The organism is Gemmobacter sp. LW-1, assembly GCF_001303875.1.
In the GTDB taxonomy this organism is placed as follows: domain Bacteria; phylum Pseudomonadota; class Alphaproteobacteria; order Rhodobacterales; family Rhodobacteraceae; genus Gemmobacter; species Gemmobacter caeni.
The window spans coordinates 58,189-76,866 of sequence record NZ_LJSC01000054.1 but is presented as its reverse complement, the minus strand read 5'-3'; the positions used below and the strand labels follow the sequence as shown (position 1 = coordinate 76,866).

The following is an 18,678-nucleotide window of genomic DNA, read 5'->3' as shown; positions in this document are numbered from 1 at the left end:
GCGCGGGGTGGATGGCCCCGGAAGTTGAGTATTTTGCAAGAAGCAAAGGGGGGCCGGTGGCTCCTCTTTTCGTATGTCAGAGGCTGTCTTCGACGCGGAAGCCCTCGGGGATGTGGTCGCGGCTGTCGAGCAGCAGGTCGGCCATGGTGGTGGCGACCTTTGGGGCCATGCCGAAACCGATCTTGAAGCCGCCATTGGCGATGAAATGGCCGGGACGGCCGGGCCAGCGGCCAAGCATGGGCGCGCGGGAGCGGGCGCGGGGGCGCAGACCAGCCCAGCGTTCCAGCACCGGGGCCTCCGTGAGGCAGGGCAGGGCGGCGAGGGCGCGGGCATGGAGCGCGTCAAGCTGCGTGTCGGTGGTTGCAGGATCGTCGAAGCTGTTTTCCGAAGTGGAGCCGATGGCAACCGTGCCGTCCGCATGCGGGATGATATGCAGACCGCTGGCATAGATCTGTGGCGCATCGGGGGCGGGGTGGCGGAGGCTCAGCGCCTGCCCCTTCACTGCGCCGCCGACGGGCTTGCCAAGGGCCGCGCCGAGCTCTGTCAGGCCTGCCACCCCGGTCGCGTGCAGGACGATGCCCTGTTCCGGGGCTTCGCCGATGTGGATCTCGCCGCCTTTTGCTGTGACCGCGGCGGCGAGTGCGGCGGCGGCCATACGCGGGTGCAGGCGGGCCGAGAGTGTGTCGTGGATCAGAAGGCCCGTGGGGCTGGCGGGTTCCCAGGCCGCGCCGGTGGCGCGGATCACCTGCCATGTGGCGCGGCCTTGCCAGAGGTCTGCCGCGGTTGCTTCGCGCGCCCGCGCCGTCTCGACCGCGCGGGCATCGGGCAGGGCTTGCAGCCGCCCGGCACGGCCATAGCCGGTCGGCAGGCCGGAGGCTTCCGCAACCCCGGACCAGAAGCTTTCCGCCATCAGCAGGCTTTCCAGTTGGAACTGTTTCTTGGCGTTCCACTGGTCGGGCATATGCGGGCTGAGCGCGCCGACCAGCCCGCCTGAAGCGCCCGCGCCGATGCGCGTCCCCTCGATAAGCCGGACCTTCGCGCCGCGCCGGGCCATTTCCCAGGCACAGGCGAGGCCGAATATGCCGCCGCCCCGCACCGTAACATCGCAGCTTGTCATTCGCCGCTCCTTTCCGCAGTGTCGCGCCGATCTGCCATAGGACAAACCGCCATGCCGGACCAGAGCCCCGAGGCCCCGACCCTTGACTGGCGCGACGGGGTGATCCCCGTTTCGACCCGGTTCGATGACCCGTATTTCAGCCTGAACGACGGGCTGGCCGAGACGCGGCATGTGTTCCTGCACGGCAACCGGCTGGAAGCGCGGTTGTGTGACGGGTTCCACATTGCGGAACTGGGCTTCGGCACCGGGCTGAACCTGCTGGCGGTGCAGATCCTCTGGGCCGCGATGGGCAGGCCTGGCGTCCTGCACTTCACCAGTTTCGAGGCCTTTCCGATGGAGGCCGCCGACATCGCCCGCGCGCTGGCGCATTTCCCCGAGGCGCGGGCGGTGGCGGGGCCGTTTCTGGATCAATGGGCTGCGGGGCAAAGGGTGCTGGACCTGCCGGGGCTCCGGGCCGAGATCGTGACCGGCGATGCGCGGCAGACCCTGCCCGCATGGACCGGCGCGGCGGATGCGTGGTTTCTTGACGGCTTCTCCCCTGCGAAGAATCCTGAGCTGTGGTCTGACGATCTGATGCAGGCAGTAGCGGACCATACAAAACCGCATGGCAGCTTTGCCACCTATACGGCCGCGGGACATGTCCGCAGGGCCTTGCAGGCGGCGGGGTTTCAGGTAGAGCGGCAGCCGGGGCATGGCCGTAAGCGGCATATGACCGCAGGCTGGCGGGTCTGAGGCCACGTCACCTTCCCCTGGGAAAAGGATCATCCGATGGCCGCCGCCTATCGCGCGCATCAAAATACCCGGCTTGGCATCCTGCTCATGTCGGCCACCTCGTTTGTCTTTGCGCTTCAGGACGGGATTTCCACCCATCTGGCCGGGCAATACAACGTCTGGATGGTGGTGATGATCCGCTTCTGGTTCTTCGCGGCCTTCGCGCTGGCGCTGTCCTCGCGGTGGCCCGGCGGTATCGGCGGGCAGTTGCGGTCGCGCCACCCGTGGCTTCAGGCGCTGCGGGGCACGCTGCTGGTGGCCGAGGTCTGCATCATGGTCGTCGCCTTCATCAAGCTGGGGCTGATCGCCACCCATGCGGTTTTTGTCTGCTATCCACTGCTGGTGGCAGCATTGTCAGGTCCGATTCTGGGTGAAAGCGTCGGCTGGCGCCGCTGGACGGCGATCGGGGTGGGGTTCATCGGCGTGCTGATCATTCTGGAGCCCGGCGTGGCGGTGTTTAGCCCCTGGGCGCTGGTGCCGCTGCTCTCTGCCTTCATGTTCGCGCTTTACGGGCTTCTGACACGCTATGTGGCGCGGGGCGACAGCGCGGGCACCAGCTTCCTGTGGACAGGCATCGTGGCAGCCGTGCTGATCACGCCGCTGGGCCTCTGGTTCTGGCAGCCGATGGCTCCGGCGGACTGGGGATGGATGGGCCTTCTGTGCCTGACCGGGGCAGGGGCGCATTTCATGATGATCAAGGCCTATGAGGTGGCCGAGGCCAGCGATATCCAGCCCTTTGCCCTGCTGCAACTGGTGTTCATCGCGATTCTGGGCCTGACCGTGTTTGACGAGGAGTTGCGGCGTAATGTGGTGGTCGGTGCGGCGCTGGTGATCGCGGCGGCGCTGTTCACCCTGTTGCGCGCGCGGGCGGTGTCAAAACAGGCGGGCTGAGCACGCCGCTCAGCCCTTTTCGTGAAAGAAGTCGTGGATCTGCTGTGCGAGGGCCTCCGAAATGCCGGGCACGGCGGTCAGATCCTCTACCGCCGCGCGGGTCACGGCTTTGGCGCTGCCAAAATGCGCCAGAAGCGCGCGTTTGCGGGTGGCGCCGACGCCCGGCACCTCGTCCAGCGGGGTCGAGGTGGTGGCCTTGGCGCGTTTGGCCCGGTGGGCACCGATGGCCCAGCGGTGCGCCTCGTCGCGCAGGCGCTGGATGAAATACAGCACCGGGTCATTCATTCGCAGGGCAAAGGGTTGCTCGCCGGGGCGGTGGAACTCCTCCTTGCCGTGGTCACGGTCGATGCCCTTGGCGACGCCGATGAAGGGCAGGTCGTCGATGCCCAGTTCGGCCATGATCTCTGCCACCGCCGAAACCTGCCCCGCGCCGCCGTCGATCAGCAGAAGGTCGGGCCAGGCGTCGGTCTTGCGCTCGGGGTCTTCCTTCAGAAGGCGTTCGAAGCGGCGGGTCAGCACCTCTTTCATCATGCCGAAATCGTCGCCCTGCGCGCCTGCTTCGCCCTTGATGTTGAACTTGCGATACTGGCTCTTCAGGAAACCCTCGGGCCCGGCCACGATCATGCCGCCGACCGCATGGGCGCCCTGGATATGCGAGTTGTCGTAGACCTCGATCCGCTTCGGCGGGGCCTCAAGGTCAAACGCCTCGGCCAGCCCTTGCAAGAGCCGGTTCTGCGTCGTGCTTTCCGCCATGCGCCGGGCCAGGCTTTCGCGGGCGTTGCGATGGGCGTTTTCGACCAGCTCCGCCTTTTCCCCCCTGAGCGGCACTGCAAGCTCCACCTTGCGGCCCGCACGGTCTGACAGAAGCTGCGTTACCAGATCGGGGTTTTCGACCCCATGGCTGAGCAGGATCAGCCGCGGCGGCTCCTTGTCGTCGTAGAACTGGCTGAGGAAGGCCTCCAGAATTTCCGGCTCTTCGGCGCCCGCGCCGGTTTTCGGATAGAAATCCTTGTTGCCCCAGCTTTGGTTCCCCCGGATGAAGAACACCTGAACGCAGGCCTGCCCGCCCTCAAGGTGCAGGGCGACCACATCCGCCTCGGCCACGCCGCGCGGGTTGATGCCTTGTGTCGACTGCACGGCGGTCAGTGCCTTGATGCGGTCGCGCAGCGCCGCGGCGCGCTCGAATTCCATCGCTTCCGATGCCTCGGCCATGGCCTTGGCCAGATCGGCCTGAACCGTGGTGGATTTGCCATCCAGAAACCGCGTCGCATCGTCGATCAGCGCGGCATAATCCGCCTCGCTGATCCGCCCCACACAGGGGCCTGCACAGCGTTTGATCTGGTAAAGCAGGCAGGGTCGGGTCCGGCCCGAGAACATTACATCCGAGCAGGTGCGCAGCAGGAACACGCGCTGCAACTGGTTCAGCGTGCGGTTCACCGCGCCCGCGCTGGCGAACGGGCCGAAATAGCGGCCCTTGTCGCTGCGTTTGCCGCGATGCTTGCGGATCATCGGGAACGGGTGGTCGGTCGGGATCAGAATGTTCGGAAATGACTTGTCATCCCGCATCAGCACATTGTAGCGCGGCTTCAGCTGCTTGATGAGGTTCTGTTCCAGCAGCAGCGCCTCGACCTCGGTCCGCGTTGTCAGGAACATCATCGAGGCGGTTTCCGAAATCATCCGCGCGATCCGTCCCGAATGCCCGGAGGGCCGCGCATAGTTCGACACCCGCGCCCGCAGGTTGCGGGCCTTGCCGACATACAGAACCTCGTTCTGGGCGTTCAGCATCCGGTAGACGCCGGGCGAGCCGTCGAGCGTTTTCAGTTGGTCCTGAATGACCTCATGCCCGGTTTTCACCGGCGCGGTTTGCCTGTCGTCCTGCACGGAAAACCCCATCTTTCGGATATGCCGATTCCCGGTCCCTCGCTGCAATGATAGCGACCTGAGGGCAAGGGGAAAGCTGTCCCCAGTTTCTGTGGATAACTTTGCGGAGAAAATCCCCCGACCCGCGATTTTCCCTTGTATTCAGGCGGGTTCCTTGAGTTGCTTAAAAAATAGGCGATATTTTAACCATTTGATATTGCTGGATTTAAAATTAAACGCTTGGCAAATAACTGATAAATCAGGGTTTTCTTGACGCGCGTGTAAACGGATTGTGAAAAGTGGACAAGTCGCCGCAGCGACCTGCCGTTAGGTCACTCAACCCCCAGAATATCGGGGGTTTTCCAGCCCAGATGCTGACCCCCGTCGACGCAGATCAACTGCCCCGTGACCGCAGGCGCATCCAGCAGAAAACCCAGCGCTGCGGTGATGTCAGCGGGGTTGGAGCCGCGCCCCAGCACCGTGTTGGCCCGTTGCCGGGTGAAGTGGTCAAGGCTCTGCCGCGCGCCCTGCATGGTCGGGCCGGGGCCGATGGCATTGACCCGGATGCGTGGGGCAAGCGCCTGTGCGGCAGTCTGGGTCAGCGTCCAGAGCGCGGATTTCGCCAGCGTATAGCTCATGAACTCCGGGGTCAGCTTGCGGACGCGCTGGTCGATCATGTTGACGATGAGGCCGGTGGCCAGCGGCTCCCCGGCGGGGTCCAGCGCGGCGTCGGGCGCCTGCGCGGCAAACTGCTGCGTCAGAACGAACGGCGCGCGCAGGTTGCTTTCCAGATGCCGGTCCCAGCTTGTGCGGCTGGCGCTGGCCAACGTGTCATATTCGAAGATCGAGGCATTGTTGACCAATATGGTCAAAGGCCCGCCCAAGCCTTCTACCGCGCGGCCTACCAGCGTTTCGGTCTGGGCTTCATCCAGCAGATCGGCTTGCAGGGCCACGGCGCGGCGGCCCATGGCCTCGATCCGCTGCACAGTCTCGGCCGCGCCATCGGCGCTGCCCGCGTAATGCACCGCAACATCATAGCCGCGCCCGGCCAGATACAGCGCCATGGCCTGACCCAGCCGCTTGCCTGCCCCCGTGACCAGCGCCCGCATCAGGACACCAGCGCAAGGGTGTAGGCGATATAGCCGCCCGCCAGCCCGACCCCGGCCAGCTTACCGATATCCAGCCTGAAGAATACGAAAGGCACCAGCAGCAGCGAAACGCCCAGCATCACCCAGTTGTCGAAGCTCAGAAGCTGGGCGGGCACCTCCATCGGTGCGATCACGGCGGTGATGCCCAGAATGGCCAGAATGTTGAAAGTGTTGGACCCGATCACATTGCCGATGGCCACATCTGCCTGCCCCCGGAACGCGGCCATCACACTTGTCACCAGCTCGGGCAGTGACGTGCCGATGGCGACAAGGGTCAGCCCGATGACGGTTTCGGAAACTCCCAGCGCGCGGGCGATATTGGTGGCGCCCTCCACAAGGAAGGAAGCGCCGAAGCCCAGCCCGATCAGCCCGCCAAGGATGAAGGCGGCGATTTTCCAGACCGGCATGTGATCCCCGGCCGGCAGGTCATCGGGCTGAGCATCGCGATGTGCGCGGGCCTGACGGATGTTATCCCAGATCGACAGGGCCAGAGCGGTCAGCAGGATCAGCCCGTGCCACCAGGTGATCGGGCCGAACTGGCTGAGGATGACGAACAGCACCGCCGTGCCGAGCATCACCAGATAGCCGCGCCGCGTGTCGATCTTGCTGGTGTGGATGGTGGCGATCAGGGCGGGAAGGCCGAGGATCAGCAGGATATTGGCGATGTTCGACCCGACCACATTGCCAAGCGCGATCCCCGCCTGGCCTTTCAGGGCCGCCTGAACGGACACCAGCAGTTCGGGGGCGGAGGTGCCGAAGGCGACCACGGTCAGGCCGACGATCAGCGCCGGAATCCCCAGCCGCAAGGCCAGCGCCACCGCGCCTTTCACCAGCCCGTCGCCGCCCAGCACCAGAAGCACCAGCCCGCCGGCCACATAAAGCAGATCCATTCCCAAAGTTTACACCTTTTTCTGCGCCGCGCCGCAGGGGCAGGGGCCATTGCCAATCCTGTGCCTGCCGCAGCGCGGGCAGGTTCCGGTTTTTGTCTGTCGTTTGCGGCTGTTGAGATGCTTGAACACCATGGCCATGGCGGCCATGCCGAGCAGGAAGAGGGTGACGACCTTTACCAGCATGTCAGAGCCCGAACCGGGCGAAAGCGGCACGGTCCTCCACCTCGGCCAGCGCGGCGGCGGCGGCGCGGCCGGTCAGCCGCGAAATCAACCCGCGTTTCTGGCCCAGCGGCACAAGCCGCACCTTGTCGCCGTAAAGCGCCTTCATCTTCGGCACCAGATGCGCCACGCCATCGGCCAGCCCCAGATCGACCGCCTGCTGCCCGACCCAGACATCGGCGTTGAACAGATCGGCGCCCCCGGCGAGCCGGGGACCGCGCCGCGCCTTCACATGGGTGATGAAAGCCTGATGGATCGGCTCTTGCAGGGCGCGGAGCCGCGCCACATCCTCGGGCTTCGAGGGCTGGAACGGATCGGCCAGCGATTTCGAAGTGCCGGCGGTGACAACGCGCCGCTCGATCCCGTGGCGGGACAGGAAGTCGGGAAAGCCGAAACCCGCGAAGATCACGCCGATGGAACCGAGGATGGAGCTGTCATCCACCCAGATCTCATCCGCCGCGCAGGCCAGCCAGTAGCCGCCCGAAGCCGCCACATCCTCGACGAAGGCGTGGACATGCACACCCTTTTCGGCAGCCAGCCGCCGGATGCGGGCGGCGATCAGGCTCGATTGTACCGCCGATCCGCCGGGCGAATTGATGGCCAGCGCCACGGCAGCGGGCTTCAGGCGAAAGGCGCGCTCGATCAGCGGCGCCAGCGTGGCATCGGAGAGGCCGGGCGAGAACCGGCTGCCCGCGCCAATGGCGCCTTGCAGGCGGATTACCGGAACGACCGGCGGTTTCTGGGTAAAGGGCAAGCGCAACATCATGTCCCGCATGTAGGCGGCCCGGTCCGATGCGGCAAGGCTTCCGCGGCGCGGGCAAATTTCTTCTGCAAGAAATTTGCAAATCTTTTGGAAAAGATTTGCGCCCGGCCCGTCGGTTCGGCAACAAGTCGGCATGATCGACAAGCTGGAAATGTTCATCGCTCTGGCCAACGAGGGCCATTTTGGTCGCGCGGCCGAGGTCTGCGGTGTGACGCAGCCGACGCTTTCCTCGGCCATCAAGCAGCTTGAGGATCATCTGGGGGTGCAGCTTGTCTATCGCGGCTCGCGCTTTCAGGGGTTGACGCCCGAGGGCCAGCGGGTGCTGGACCGCGCGCGGCGGATCGTGGGTGACGCACGGGCGCTGCGCGAGGAGATGCGGTCGGTCCGGTCCGGTCTGGCGGGCAATCTGCGTATCGGGGTCATCCCGACCGCGCTGTCGATGGTCGCCGATCTGACGACGCCTTTCACCAAACGGCATCCGAATGTGCGCGTTACCATCCTTTCCCGCACCAGTGTCGAGATCCTGACCGGGATCGAGCGGCTCGATCTGGATGCGGGTATCACCTATCTGGATAATGAGCCGCTGGGCCGTGTGACCCAGGTGCCGCTGTATTCCGAGTTCTACCGTCTGCTCTGCGCGCCCGGCACCGAACTGGCGGGCCGCGACCGCGTGACCTGGGCCGAGCTTGCCGGTCTGCCGCTGTGCCTGCTGACCTCGGACATGCAGAACCGGCGCATCGTCAACCTGCATCTGGCCGAGGCCGGGGTGACGGCGGCGCCGACCATCGAATCGAACTCGACCATCACGCTGCTGACCCATGTGATGAGCGGCAACTGGGCCTCGGTCCTGCCCAAGAAGCTGGCCGATCTGTTTGCGCGGTCGGGGCAGTTGCAGGCCATTCCCATCGTCGCGCCGGAGGCTGAGCATCTGGTGGGCCTCATCGCGGCGCATCGTGATCCGCCCACGCCCCTGATCGCCGCGCTGATCGACAGTGCGCGGCGGATGGGTACCGGCAGGATTGATAGATAATATCTATCGAACAACGGTATTTCACGATTGATCCGTCTATCGTTTTGCCGGATTTTGGCGTCAAGCCAACCGGAGGTCAGCTATGCCCCTTGACGAATCCGCCGTCCTGTCGCGGGTCAACGAGATCCTCGCAGAACATAACGGAATGGAAGGGCCGCTGCTGCCGATCCTTCATGCCATTCAGGAAAGCTTCGGCCATGTGCCGCAGGCTGCGCTGCCGGTGATCGCACAGCACCTGACGCTCAGCCGGGCCGAGGTGCATGGTGTGATGAGCTTCTATCACGACTTCCGCGAAAAGCCTGCCGGGCGCCATGTGCTGAAGCTCTGCCGGGCCGAGGCCTGTCAGTCGATGGGCGCCGACCGGATGGCCGAGCATGCGCAACGCCGCTTCGGGATCGAATGGCATGAGACGACAAAGGATGGCGCCGTGACGCTGGAACCTGTATTCTGTCTGGGTCTCTGTGCCTGCGCCCCGGCGGCGATGGTCGATGGCCGTCTGGTGGGTCGTCTGGACGAGGCGCGCCTCGATGCCCTGGCAGAGGAGCTGCGCTGATGAAGATTTACGTTCCCGGAGATGCGGCCGCCAAGGCGCTGGGTGCCGATGATGTGGCGCGCGCCGTCGTGACCGAAGCCGCCGCGCGCGGCGTCGAGGTGACGGTTGTTCGCAACGGCTCGCGCGGCATGATCTGGCTGGAGCCGTTGGTCGAGGTGGTCACCGAATATGGCCGCATGGGTTTTGGCCCGATGTCGGTGGCGGATGTGGCTGCACTGTTCGGTGACATCGAGGCGCATCCCAAGGCGCTGGGCCTGACCGATGAACTGCCGTGGATGAAGCGGCAGACCCGGCTGACCTTTGCCCGCGTTGGCGTCGTCGATCCGCTGAGCCTGAAGGATTATGAACTGCACCACGGCCTGAAGGGCCTGCGGCGTGCCATCACGATGGAGCCTGCGGCCATCGTGCAGGAAGTGACCGACTCGGGTCTGCGCGGCCGGGGCGGCGCCGGTTTCCCGACCGGCATCAAGTGGAAGACGGTGCATGACGCGCAAGCGCCGCAGAAATACATCGTCTGCAATGCCGACGAGGGTGACAGCGCCACGTTTGCCGACCGCATGCTGATGGAAGGCGACCCCTTCACCCTGATCGAGGGCATGGCGATTGCCGGTCTCGCGGTCGGCGCGACCAAAGGGTATGTCTACACCCGGTCCGAATATCCCGATGCCGTATCACAGATGCAGAAGGCGATTGAGGTCGCGCGGGCGGCGGGTGTGCTGGGCACCTCGGTCCTTGGCTCCGGCCGGGCCTTTGACATGGAAGTGCGTGTCGGCGCGGGCGCCTATGTCTGTGGCGAGGAAACCAGCCTGCTGAACAGCCTTGAAGGCAAGCGCGGCGTGGTGCGGGCCAAGCCGCCGCTACCGGCGCTTGAGGGCTTCATGGCCCGTCCGACGGTGGTGAACAACGTGATCTCGCTGGCCTCGGTGCCGGTGATCATGGATCGCGGCGCGGCCTTCTACAAGAATTTCGGCATGGGCCGTTCGCATGGCACCATGGCGCTGCAAATCGCCGGGAATGTCAGGTTCGGCGGCCTGTTCGAAACCGCCTTCGGCCTGTCGCTGAGCGAGATCGTCGATGACATCGGTGGCGGCACCGCCAGCGGTCGCCCGGTCAAGGCGGTGCAGGTCGGCGGCCCACTGGGCGCATGGTTCCCGCGTGAACTGTTCGACACCCCCTTCACCTACGAGGATTTCGCGGCGAAGGGCGGCCTGATCGGCCATGCCGGTCTGACCATCGCCGACGATACGGTGGACATGCTGAAAATGGCGCGTTTCGCGATGGAGTTCTGCGCCATCGAAAGCTGCGGCAAATGCACTCCCTGTCGTATCGGCGCCGTGCGTGGCGTAGAAACGCTGGACCGGATCGGCCGGGGCGATGCCTCGGGCATCCCGCTGCTGACCGACCTGTGCGAGACGATGAAATCCGGCTCGCTGTGCGCGTTGGGCGGCTTCACGCCCTATCCGGTCATGTCCGCTCTCACCCATTTCCCCGATGATTTCACCGCGACCCACAAGGAGGCCGCCGAATGAAAGACTTCATCATCCCCGATGACCGCGATTTCGGCACGCCTGCCTCGAAATCGAAAACCATGGTGACCCTGTCGATCGACGGGTTCGAGGTGACGGTGCCGGAAGGCACGTCGATCATGCGCGCCGCAGCCGAGATCGGCATTTCGGTGCCCAAGCTCTGCGCGACCGACAGCATCGACGCTTTCGGGTCGTGCCGCCTGTGTCTGGTGGAGATCGAGGGCCGCAACGGCACCCCGGCGTCCTGCACCACGCCGGTGGCGGCGGGCATCAAGGTTCATACCCAGACCGGCAAGCTGAAACAGCTTCGCCGTGGCGTGATGGAACTTTACATCTCGGATCACCCGCTGGACTGCCTGACCTGCGCCGCCAATGGCGATTGCGAATTGCAGGACATGGCGGGCGCCGTCGGCCTGCGCGATGTGCGCTATGATGCGGTGGACACCCATTTCCGCACCAAGAACACCAGCGGCGAGGCCAATCCGCAATGGCTGCCGAAGGACGACAGCAACCCCTATTTCAGCTACGACCCCAGCAAATGCATCGTGTGCAACCGCTGTGTCCGCGCCTGTGAGGAAGTGCAGGGCACTTTCGCGCTGACGATCTCGGGCCGGGGCTGGGACAGCCGCGTGCATGCCGGTCTGAAGGACGACACCTTCCTGTCCTCGGATTGCGTGAGCTGCGGCGCCTGCGTGCAGGCCTGCCCGACCGCGACGCTGACCGAGAAATCGGTCATCGACATCGGCACCCCGGATCGCAGCATCATCACGACCTGCGCCTATTGCGGTGTCGGCTGTTCCTTTAAGGCGGAAATGCGCGGCGACGAGCTGGTGCGCATGGTGCCTTACAAGCACGGCAAGGCCAATCGCGGCCATAGCTGCGTCAAGGGCCGCTTCGCCTATGGCTATGCCACCCACCAGGACCGCATCCTGAACCCGATGATCCGCGACACGATCAACGATCCGTGGCGTGAAGTGTCCTGGGCGGAGGCGATGGAATTCGCAGCCACCCGGATGAAGGCCATTCAGGAAAAATACGGCCGCCAGTCGGTCGGCGTGATCACCTCCAGCCGCTGCACCAACGAGGAAACCTTCCTCGTGCAGAAACTGACCCGCGCGGTGTTCCGCAACAACAACACCGACACCTGCGCCCGCGTCTGCCATTCGCCCACCGGCTATGGCCTTGGCCAGACCTATGGCACCTCGGCTGGCACGCAGGACTTCGACTCGGTCGAGGAATGCGATGTGGCGCTGGTCATCGGCGCCAACCCGGCCTCGGCCCACCCGGTCTTTGCCAGCCGCCTGAAAAAGCGGCTGCGGCAGGGGGCGAAGCTGATCCTCGTCGATCCGCGCCGCACCGAGATGGCGGAAGGCGCACATTACCGCGCGGCGCATCACCTTGCGCTGAAGCCTGGCACCAACGTCGCCATCGTCACCGCTCTGGCGCATGTGATCGTGACCGAGAAGCTTTACAACGAAGAGTTCATCCGCACCCGCTGCGACTGGGATGAGTTCCAGGATTACATGGAGTTCGTCGCGGATCCGAAACATTCGCCCGAGGCGGTGGAACTGCTGACCGGGGTTCCGGCGGCCGAAGTGCGCGGTGCCGCGCGGCTGTATGCCACCGGCGGCAATGCGGCGATCTACTATGGCCTCGGCGTGACTGAACACAGCCAGGGTTCGACCACCGTCATCGGTATCGCCAACCTCGCCATGCTGACCGGCAATATCGGTCGGCGCGGTGTGGGCGTGAACCCGCTGCGCGGCCAGAACAACGTGCAGGGTTCCTGCGACATGGGGTCGTTCCCGCATGAACTGCCGGGCTACCGCCATGTGAAGCTGCCCGAAGTGCGCGCGATCTTCGAAAAGGCCTGGGGCGTGGAAATCGACCCGGAGCCGGGCCTGCGCATCCCGAACATGCTGGATGCGGCGGTGGATGGCAGCTTCAAGGGCCTCTACTGCCAGGGCGAGGATATCCTGCAATCCGACCCCGACACCAAGCATGTGGCGGCGGGTCTTGCGGCGATGGAATGCGTGATCGTCCATGACCTGTTCCTGAACGAAACCGCGAACTACGCCCATGTGTTCTTCCCCGGTTCGTCCTTCCTCGAAAAAGACGGCACCTTCACCAATGCCGAACGTCGCATCAACATGGTGCGCAAGGTGATGGCGCCGAAACAGGGCTATGCCGACTGGGAAGTGACCCAGATGTTCGCCAATGCCATGGGGGCTGGCTGGACCTACACCCATCCGTCGCAGATCATGGAAGAAATCGCCATGACCACGCCCAGCTTCGCGGGTGTGACCTATGACAAGCTGGAGGAGATGGGCTCGGTTCAGTGGCCGTGCAACGAGAAGGCGCCGGAAGGTACGCCGCTGATGCATATCGACGGCTTCGTGCGCGGCAAGGGTAAGTTCATCCGCACCGAATATGTGGCGACGGATGAAAAGACCGGCCCGCGCTTCCCGCTGCTGCTGACCACCGGCCGTATCCTCAGCCAGTACAACGTGGGCGCCCAGACCCGGCGCACGCATAATACCGTCTGGCACGATCAGGATATTCTGGAGATCCACCCGCATGACGCCGAGACCCGTGGCATCCGCGACGGTGACTGGGTGCGGCTGGCCAGCCGCTCGGGCGAGACGACGCTGAAGGCCGAGATCACTGATCGCGTGTCGCCCGGCGTGGTCTATACCACCTTCCACCACCCGGAAACGCAGGCGAACGTCGTTACCACCGATTTCTCGGACTGGGCGACCAATTGCCCGGAATACAAGGTGACGGCGGTGCAGATCATGCCCTCCAACGGCCCGTCCGAGTGGCAGGAGGAGTATCAGGCGCAGGCCACGCTTGCCCGCCGGATCGCGGCGGCCGAGTGATGCACAGCCACCGCCCCCTTCCGCGCCTTGCCTTCCGGGCGGGCGCGGTGCGCGACGGCAGCCGTGAGCTGCCGTCGGAGGTGGCGGTTGCGCTGAGCTATAACGGATCGACCCATGCCGTCATGATGGCGACACCCGCCGATCTGGAAGATTTCGCCCGTGGCTTCACCCTGACCGAAGGGATCGCCAGCCTCGACGAGCTCGAAAGCATCGAGCCGGTGGAAACCCCGCGCGGGATTGATTTGCAGATCTGGCTGACGCAGGCGGCAGCGGACCGGCAGGCAAAGCGGCGCCGGACCATGGCCGGGCCGGTGGGCTGCGGGTTGTGCGGCATCGACAGCCTTGAAGAGGCGGTTCGCGTGCCTCGCCCGGTGCCTGCCAGCGATTTCGCCATGACGCCGGAACAGGTGATGGAAGCGATTGCCGCGCTCGAGGCGCATCAGCCGCTGCATGACATCACCCGCGCCGCCCATGGCGCGGCCTTCTGGGCGGAAGGCGGCATCGTCCTTGCGCGCGAGGATGTCGGACGGCACAATGCGCTGGACAAGCTGATCGGCGCGCTGGCCGGCCGGCGGCCGGCGGGGCAGGGTGCCCTGATCCTGACCTGCCGCACCTCGGTCGATATGGTGCAGAAAGCCTGTGCCGCAGGCTTTCCACTGCTGATCGCCGTTTCGGCTCCGACTGCTGCTGCCGTGGCCATGGCCGAGGCAGCGGGCCTGACCCTCGTCGCGCTGGCCCGGCCCGACGGTTTTGAATGTTTCACCCACCCGCAACGCATCACGCTGCAAGAGGCCGCCCATGTCGCATGACAAACTGATCACCATGGCCAACCAGATCGCCCGCTTCATGGAAAGCAAGCCCCATGCCGAGGGGGTGACGGGCCTTGCCAATCACATCAACGATTTCTGGGAACCCCGGATGCGGCGGCAGCTGTTCGAACTGCTGGACAACGGTGGTGACGGTTTCCGCCCTTTGGTGCTGGAAGCCGCCACGCAGATCCGGCGCCCCGCCGCCGCCTGAGCCTTTCAGGCGGAGCGCCTGTGGCGCAAGCCTTCTTGTCCCGTCCGCGCGGTGCGCGGACGGCCTGCCTCCGGCGGGGATATTCTTGCCAGGGTAAATGCGGATCAGGTGTAGCGGTGCCGCGCTTCCAGTGCGAGGCCAAGCCCGACGGCGCCGAAGTCGTCACCGCTGTGGAGTTGCGCTTGCGGCAGCATATCCTGCACGAGGCGGCGCAGGAGCGGCAGGCGGCTGGAGCCGCCGGTCACGAAGACCGTGCCGACATCTGCCGGGGTGACGCCGCCTTGCGCCAGTACGCGGGTGATCAGGTCACGCAAACGGGTGAGAGCAGGGGCGAGCGTCTGTTCGAAAGCCTCGCGCCGCACCACCGGATTGGGCGCACCGCACAGCGGGCGGAGCAGCAGGCGCTCCGCCTCGGTGTCGCTGAGTGCGATTTTGACCCGCTCGACTTCCATCGCAAGCGCGTGGCCCTGACGGCCCTCAATCAGGCGGATCAGCCGGTCGATAAGCTCGGGGTTGTCGATCTCGTGCCGCAGGGCCTTGAGGTCGGTCATGGTGCTGCGGGAATAAAGCTGGTTGATCCGGTGCCAGGTGGCGAGGTCGAGGAAATAATGCCGGGGCATGGTGCCGGCGCCGCCCTTGGTCGCGGCCCCGAAGCCCAGATGGGGCAGGGCCTCGGCGAGGCTCAGCATGCGGTCAAAATCAGTGCCGCCGAGGCGGATACCGTCATTGCCAAGAATGTCATCCGCGCGGTCGGCGCGGCGGGCGCGGTCCGGGCCGACGCGGACCAGCGAGACGTCCGAGGTGCCGCCGCCGATGTCGAAGATCAGCACCAGTTCCTCGGTCGTGCAGCGGCTTTCGTGTTCGCGGGCGGCGGCGATGGGTTCGAACTGGAACGAGACCTCGCGGAAGCCCAGATCGCGGGCGATCTCGCCCAATGTGGCCTCAGCCTGGGCGTCCAGCGCCGGATCGTCGTCGACGAAATGCACGGGACGGCCCATGACCACGGCCTCGGGCCCGTCGGGCAGGCGGGAGGCCAGATGGGCGAGGAAGCGGCCCAGCACCTCGCGGAAGGCGACGGTGCGGTTGCCGACGCGGGTGCGTTCGTGGATCAGCCCGGAACCGAGCGTGGATTTCAGCGCCCGCATCAGGCGGCCTTCCTCATGCTCCAGATAGGCGGCGATGGCGGCCTGGCCGAATTGCGGCGGGCCGTCTTCGGCCCAGAAGACGGCAGAGGGAAGGGTGGGGCTGGCCCCCTCCAGCGGCAGGAGCCTTGCGCCGGACCCGTCAGCGAGGCCGAGGGTGGAGTTCGAAGTGCCGAAGTCGATCCCGCAATGCCGCATCCGCGCCTCCTGTTCTTTCGGAAAGCGGCTTGCCTATACGTCGCGCGGCGGGCTGTAAAGGCCGCACCCCCTTCCATGCGCGCGGGGCTTCGGCTACGACTTGCGCCATGACCTGGAACATCCCGAATGTCCTCACGCTTCTGCGCCTGCTGGCCGCACCCGGTGTTGCGGTGATGTTCCTGTATTTCCAGCGGCCATGGGCCGACTGGTTCGCGCTCACCCTGTTCATCGGCGCGGCCATCACCGACTGGTTCGATGGTTATCTGGCGCGGCTGTGGAAACAGGAATCGAAATTCGGTGCCATGCTGGACCCGATCGCCGACAAGGCGATGGTGGTCATCGCGATCATGGTGATCACCGGCTATTCCGGCATGAACCCCTGGCTGATCCTGCCCGCGACGGCGATCCTGTTCCGCGAGGTCTTTGTCTCTGGCCTGCGGGAATATCTGGGGCACAAGGCCGGGTTGCTGCGGGTGACGAAGCTGGCGAAGTGGAAGACCACGGCGCAGATGGTGGCGATTGCGGTGCTGTTCCTTGGCACCGGGCTGGAGTATCTTGAGGGTATCGCGCTGCGCGGCATGACACCCGAGCAATATGCGCTGGCGGTTGAGGCGGGCACGGCTGACGCGATCCGCACCTGCGGCGGGCGCGATTGCGCGGCCTATGCCACCAATGTGGGGCTGGTGCTGATCTGGGTGGCAGCCATGCTGACCCTTGTGACCGGCTGGGATTACTTCCGCAAATCCCTGCCCTATCTGCGGGACAAGTGATGCAACGGATCGACGTGCTGTATTTCGCCTGGGTGCGTGAACGGATCGGCCTGCCGCGCGAGCGGGTTGAAACCGATGCGGCAACGGTGGCGGGGCTGGTGGCCGAGCTTGCGGCGCGGGAAGAGCGTTACGCGCTGGCCTTCGCCGATCTGACGAGCCTGCGGGTGGCGCTGGATCAGGAGCTTGCCGATTTCGGTGCCTCGCTGGAAGGGGTGCGCGAGGTTGCCTTTTTCCCGCCGATGACGGGGGGCTGAGATGCGGGTTTCTGTGCAGGAGACCGCATTCGATGCCGGAGCGGAAGCCAACGCCTTTACCGCTGGCCTGACGGGGGCGGGGGCGGTGGTCACCTTCACCGGCATTGTGCGTGACAATGGCGGCAGACTGGCGGCGATGGAGATCGAGCATTATCCTGGCATGACCGAGCGCGCCATCGCCGCCATGGTCGAGGAGGCGTCGCGTCGCTGGGTCTTGGCCGATGCGCTGGTGATTCATCGCCATGGGCGGCTGGAGGCCAATGCGCCGATCATGATGGTAGCGACCGCCTCTGCCCATCGGGCGGATGCTTTCGCGGCAGCGGAGTTCCTGATGGACTATCTGAAATCCCGCGCGCCGTTCTGGAAGAAGGAAATTGGCGCTGACGGCGCGGCGTGGGTCGCGGCGAAGGACGAGGATGAGGCGGCGCTGCGGCGCTGGTAGGTCTTCGACAATGGGGGCGCCTCCTCGGGGGCATCGAACCCCCTTGGAGGCGGCTGCCGCGGAAGGCTCAGCCGTAAAGCGTTTGCCAGCAGGGTTGCAGATCACTAGGTTCGGGGCGGGCGCTGTAGATGCCGCGCGCGATGGCACGGGCGAGGCAGCAGGCGGCGGCGTGGCCGATCTGATAGAGGTCACGCAGGGGGGCCGCCATATCGCGCGTGCCGGTGGCAGCGGCAAAGACCAGATCGCCGTCCAGAAGCGTATGCGAGGGCACCAGCGCGCGGGCCATACCGTCATGGGCGGCGACGGCCATGCGCTGTGCTTCGGCCTGGGTCAGCCGCGCGTCGGTGGCGACGATGGCGATTGTCGTGGCCTCGCCCTGCCGTTTCATCGGCAGCGGATCGTCTGGAGGCGGAAAGCTGGAGGGCAGGCCAAGGCCCCCGAATTCGGCGTCTATTTCCCACGGGGAGGCCCAGAACTGCGGGCCGTCGCCGATGGTGGCCGCCCCCAGCGCATTGACCGCGACCAGCGCGCCGACGGTGATGCCGCTGTCCAGCACAGCGCTGGCGGTGCCAAGCCCGCCTTTCAGGCTGCCGGTCGCCGCGCCATAACCCGCCCCGACGGTGCCAAGTGCGACCTCCGGCCCCGCTGCGGCCAGAGCCGCTTGGCCAAGCGCGCCATAGGGGTTCCGGACCCAGGTCTTGTCGCCACCGTTCAGCAGGTCGAACAGGATAGCGCCGGGTACGATGGGCACCCGCTGATCGCCGACGGCAAAGCCGCGGCCCATCGCGCGCAGGCCCTCGGCCACGCCCGAGGCCGCATCCAGACCGAAGGCCGAACCGCCCGAAAGCGTGATCGCATCCACCTGCTGCACCAGCCGGTCGGGGGCGAGAAGGTCGGTCTCGCGCGTGCCGGGCGCGCCGCCCATCACGCTGACGGCGGCTGTGAAGGGCGCAGTGCCCAGCAGTACGGTGACCCCTGAGCGCAGGCGTGCATCCTGTGCGTGGCCGACGTGCAGCCCTGCCACATCGGTGATCGCATTGCGTGGCCCCTGTCGCATCGCCTTCTCCCTGCCTGTCAGCGCAGACTTGCCCGCTTTGTCGCGGTGGGCAAGCCGAAAGCCGGGGCTTGCGGTCGGGCTTGCGGGATGATCCGGTTTGGGGCAAGGTTCGATCCGAGCCGTGGCGATGGCGTCGCCACAGGGGCCA

18 protein-coding genes are annotated in these 18,678 nt (G+C 65.7%); 11 read left to right on the top strand and 7 right to left on the bottom strand.

What is annotated here, in order from left to right; translation table 11 throughout:
* Positions 1-76: 76 nt before the first annotated feature.
* The gene (locus tag AO684_RS16645; protein ID WP_054303855.1) at positions 77-1,117 is read right to left on the bottom strand and encodes an FAD-binding oxidoreductase; all 1,041 of its coding nucleotides are present in this window, start codon (positions 1,115-1,117) and stop codon (positions 77-79) included.
* Between the two features lie 51 nt (positions 1,118-1,168).
* Here AO684_RS16645 and mnmD point away from each other — a divergent pair, with 51 nt between their 5' ends.
* On the top strand, positions 1,169-1,849 hold the full coding sequence (mnmD, locus tag AO684_RS16640) for a tRNA (5-methylaminomethyl-2-thiouridine)(34)-methyltransferase MnmD (protein ID WP_054303854.1): 681 nt from the start codon (positions 1,169-1,171) through the stop codon (positions 1,847-1,849).
* Positions 1,850-1,885: 36 nt separating this feature from the next.
* Positions 1,886-2,779 carry a DMT family transporter gene (locus AO684_RS16635; RefSeq protein ID WP_054303853.1) on the top strand — a complete coding sequence of 298 codons (894 nt, stop codon included), beginning with the start codon at positions 1,886-1,888 and terminating at the stop codon, positions 2,777-2,779.
* Between the two features lie 9 nt (positions 2,780-2,788).
* On the opposite strand, the gene uvrC is transcribed toward AO684_RS16635, so the two are convergent.
* The 4 genes from uvrC to AO684_RS16615 all read right to left on the bottom strand — a co-directional run bounded on the left by uvrC (position 2,789) and on the right by AO684_RS16615 (position 7,662).
* Positions 2,789-4,672: an excinuclease ABC subunit UvrC gene (uvrC, locus tag AO684_RS16630; RefSeq protein ID WP_054303852.1), complete on the bottom strand. Its 1,884-nt coding sequence runs from the start codon at positions 4,670-4,672 to the stop codon at positions 2,789-2,791.
* A 299-nt stretch (positions 4,673-4,971) separates the two neighbouring features.
* On the bottom strand, positions 4,972-5,748 hold the full coding sequence (locus AO684_RS16625; RefSeq protein WP_054303851.1) for an SDR family oxidoreductase: 777 nt from the start codon (positions 5,746-5,748) through the stop codon (positions 4,972-4,974).
* On the bottom strand, positions 5,748-6,677 hold the full coding sequence (locus tag AO684_RS16620; protein ID WP_054303850.1) for a calcium/sodium antiporter: 930 nt from the start codon (positions 6,675-6,677) through the stop codon (positions 5,748-5,750). Before AO684_RS16620 ends, AO684_RS16625 begins: the two co-directional genes overlap by 1 nt.
* A 184-nt stretch (positions 6,678-6,861) precedes the next feature.
* Entirely contained in the window at positions 6,862-7,662 is an 801-nt protein-coding gene (locus AO684_RS16615) for a S49 family peptidase (RefSeq protein ID WP_054303942.1), read from the bottom strand.
* Between the two features lie 130 nt (positions 7,663-7,792).
* Between AO684_RS16615 and AO684_RS16610 the strand changes: the two genes are divergently transcribed.
* The 6 genes from AO684_RS16610 to AO684_RS16585 all read left to right on the top strand — a co-directional run bounded on the left by AO684_RS16610 (position 7,793) and on the right by AO684_RS16585 (position 14,667).
* A complete protein-coding gene (locus AO684_RS16610; RefSeq protein ID WP_054303849.1) occupies positions 7,793-8,689 on the top strand; it encodes a LysR family transcriptional regulator in 897 nt (298 codons plus the stop codon).
* Between the two features lie 82 nt (positions 8,690-8,771).
* The gene (locus tag AO684_RS16605) at positions 8,772-9,242 is read left to right on the top strand and encodes a formate dehydrogenase subunit gamma (protein ID WP_054303848.1); all 471 of its coding nucleotides are present in this window, start codon (positions 8,772-8,774) and stop codon (positions 9,240-9,242) included.
* Complete coding sequence (locus AO684_RS16600) at positions 9,242-10,771, top strand: NADH-quinone oxidoreductase subunit NuoF (protein ID WP_054303847.1); 1,530 nt, start codon at positions 9,242-9,244, stop codon at positions 10,769-10,771. Before AO684_RS16605 ends, AO684_RS16600 begins: the two co-directional genes overlap by 1 nt.
* The gene (gene fdhF / locus AO684_RS16595) at positions 10,768-13,647 is read left to right on the top strand and encodes a formate dehydrogenase subunit alpha (protein WP_054303846.1); all 2,880 of its coding nucleotides are present in this window, start codon (positions 10,768-10,770) and stop codon (positions 13,645-13,647) included. Before AO684_RS16600 ends, fdhF begins: the two co-directional genes overlap by 4 nt.
* Positions 13,644-14,456 carry a formate dehydrogenase accessory sulfurtransferase FdhD gene (gene fdhD / locus AO684_RS16590; protein ID WP_369814608.1) on the top strand — a complete coding sequence of 271 codons (813 nt, stop codon included), beginning with the start codon at positions 13,644-13,646 and terminating at the stop codon, positions 14,454-14,456. The genes fdhF and fdhD overlap by 4 nt, the downstream gene beginning before the upstream one ends.
* On the top strand, positions 14,446-14,667 hold the full coding sequence (locus AO684_RS16585) for a formate dehydrogenase subunit delta (RefSeq protein ID WP_054303844.1): 222 nt from the start codon (positions 14,446-14,448) through the stop codon (positions 14,665-14,667). The genes fdhD and AO684_RS16585 overlap by 11 nt, the downstream gene beginning before the upstream one ends.
* A 104-nt stretch (positions 14,668-14,771) precedes the next feature.
* On the opposite strand, the gene AO684_RS16580 is transcribed toward AO684_RS16585, so the two are convergent.
* Entirely contained in the window at positions 14,772-16,007 is a 1,236-nt protein-coding gene (locus tag AO684_RS16580) for an Hsp70 family protein (protein WP_054303843.1), read from the bottom strand.
* A gap of 107 nt (positions 16,008-16,114) precedes the next feature.
* On the opposite strand from AO684_RS16580, the gene pgsA reads away from it, so the two are divergent.
* The 3 genes from pgsA to AO684_RS16565 are packed head-to-tail and all read left to right on the top strand — an operon-like array spanning position 16,115 to position 17,473.
* A complete protein-coding gene (gene pgsA, locus AO684_RS16575; RefSeq protein ID WP_054303842.1) occupies positions 16,115-16,777 on the top strand; it encodes a CDP-diacylglycerol--glycerol-3-phosphate 3-phosphatidyltransferase in 663 nt (220 codons plus the stop codon).
* An 8-nt stretch (positions 16,778-16,785) separates the two neighbouring features.
* Positions 16,786-17,031 carry a molybdopterin converting factor subunit 1 gene (gene moaD, locus AO684_RS16570; RefSeq protein WP_054303941.1) on the top strand — a complete coding sequence of 82 codons (246 nt, stop codon included), beginning with the start codon at positions 16,786-16,788 and terminating at the stop codon, positions 17,029-17,031.
* 1 nt (position 17,032) lies between these two features.
* Positions 17,033-17,473, top strand: a complete 441-nt coding sequence (locus AO684_RS16565; RefSeq protein ID WP_054303841.1) for a molybdenum cofactor biosynthesis protein MoaE — start codon at positions 17,033-17,035, stop codon at positions 17,471-17,473.
* A gap of 67 nt (positions 17,474-17,540) precedes the next feature.
* Here AO684_RS16565 and AO684_RS16560 read toward each other — a convergent pair whose 3' ends face one another.
* Positions 17,541-18,530: a P1 family peptidase gene (locus AO684_RS16560; protein WP_054303840.1), complete on the bottom strand. Its 990-nt coding sequence runs from the start codon at positions 18,528-18,530 to the stop codon at positions 17,541-17,543.
* Between the last annotated feature and the right edge of the window lie 148 nt (positions 18,531-18,678).

What these genes read in the sequence shown, in the direction of transcription:
- AO684_RS16645 (WP_054303855.1), bottom strand. Translation starts at nt 1,117, where the DNA reads ATGACAAGCTGCGATGTTACGGTGCGGGGCGGCGGCATATTCGGCCTC.
- AO684_RS16625 (WP_054303851.1), bottom strand. Translation starts at nt 5,748, where the DNA reads ATGCGGGCGCTGGTCACGGGGGCAGGCAAGCGGCTGGGTCAGGCCATG.
- AO684_RS16565 (WP_054303841.1), top strand. Translation starts at nt 17,033, where the DNA reads ATGCGGGTTTCTGTGCAGGAGACCGCATTCGATGCCGGAGCGGAAGCC.
- AO684_RS16635 (WP_054303853.1), top strand. Translation starts at nt 1,886, where the DNA reads ATGGCCGCCGCCTATCGCGCGCATCAAAATACCCGGCTTGGCATCCTG.
- pgsA (WP_054303842.1), top strand. Translation starts at nt 16,115, where the DNA reads ATGACCTGGAACATCCCGAATGTCCTCACGCTTCTGCGCCTGCTGGCC.
- mnmD (WP_054303854.1), top strand. Translation starts at nt 1,169, where the DNA reads ATGCCGGACCAGAGCCCCGAGGCCCCGACCCTTGACTGGCGCGACGGG.
- AO684_RS16610 (WP_054303849.1), top strand. Translation starts at nt 7,793, where the DNA reads ATGATCGACAAGCTGGAAATGTTCATCGCTCTGGCCAACGAGGGCCAT.
- uvrC (WP_054303852.1), bottom strand. Translation starts at nt 4,672, where the DNA reads ATGGGGTTTTCCGTGCAGGACGACAGGCAAACCGCGCCGGTGAAAACC.
- AO684_RS16615 (WP_054303942.1), bottom strand. Translation starts at nt 7,662, where the DNA reads ATGATGTTGCGCTTGCCCTTTACCCAGAAACCGCCGGTCGTTCCGGTA.
- AO684_RS16620 (WP_054303850.1), bottom strand. Translation starts at nt 6,677, where the DNA reads ATGGATCTGCTTTATGTGGCCGGCGGGCTGGTGCTTCTGGTGCTGGGC.
- AO684_RS16580 (WP_054303843.1), bottom strand. Translation starts at nt 16,007, where the DNA reads ATGCGGCATTGCGGGATCGACTTCGGCACTTCGAACTCCACCCTCGGC.
- AO684_RS16585 (WP_054303844.1), top strand. Translation starts at nt 14,446, where the DNA reads ATGTCGCATGACAAACTGATCACCATGGCCAACCAGATCGCCCGCTTC.
- fdhF (WP_054303846.1), top strand. Translation starts at nt 10,768, where the DNA reads ATGAAAGACTTCATCATCCCCGATGACCGCGATTTCGGCACGCCTGCC.
- AO684_RS16560 (WP_054303840.1), bottom strand. Translation starts at nt 18,530, where the DNA reads ATGCGACAGGGGCCACGCAATGCGATCACCGATGTGGCAGGGCTGCAC.
- AO684_RS16600 (WP_054303847.1), top strand. Translation starts at nt 9,242, where the DNA reads ATGAAGATTTACGTTCCCGGAGATGCGGCCGCCAAGGCGCTGGGTGCC.
- AO684_RS16605 (WP_054303848.1), top strand. Translation starts at nt 8,772, where the DNA reads ATGCCCCTTGACGAATCCGCCGTCCTGTCGCGGGTCAACGAGATCCTC.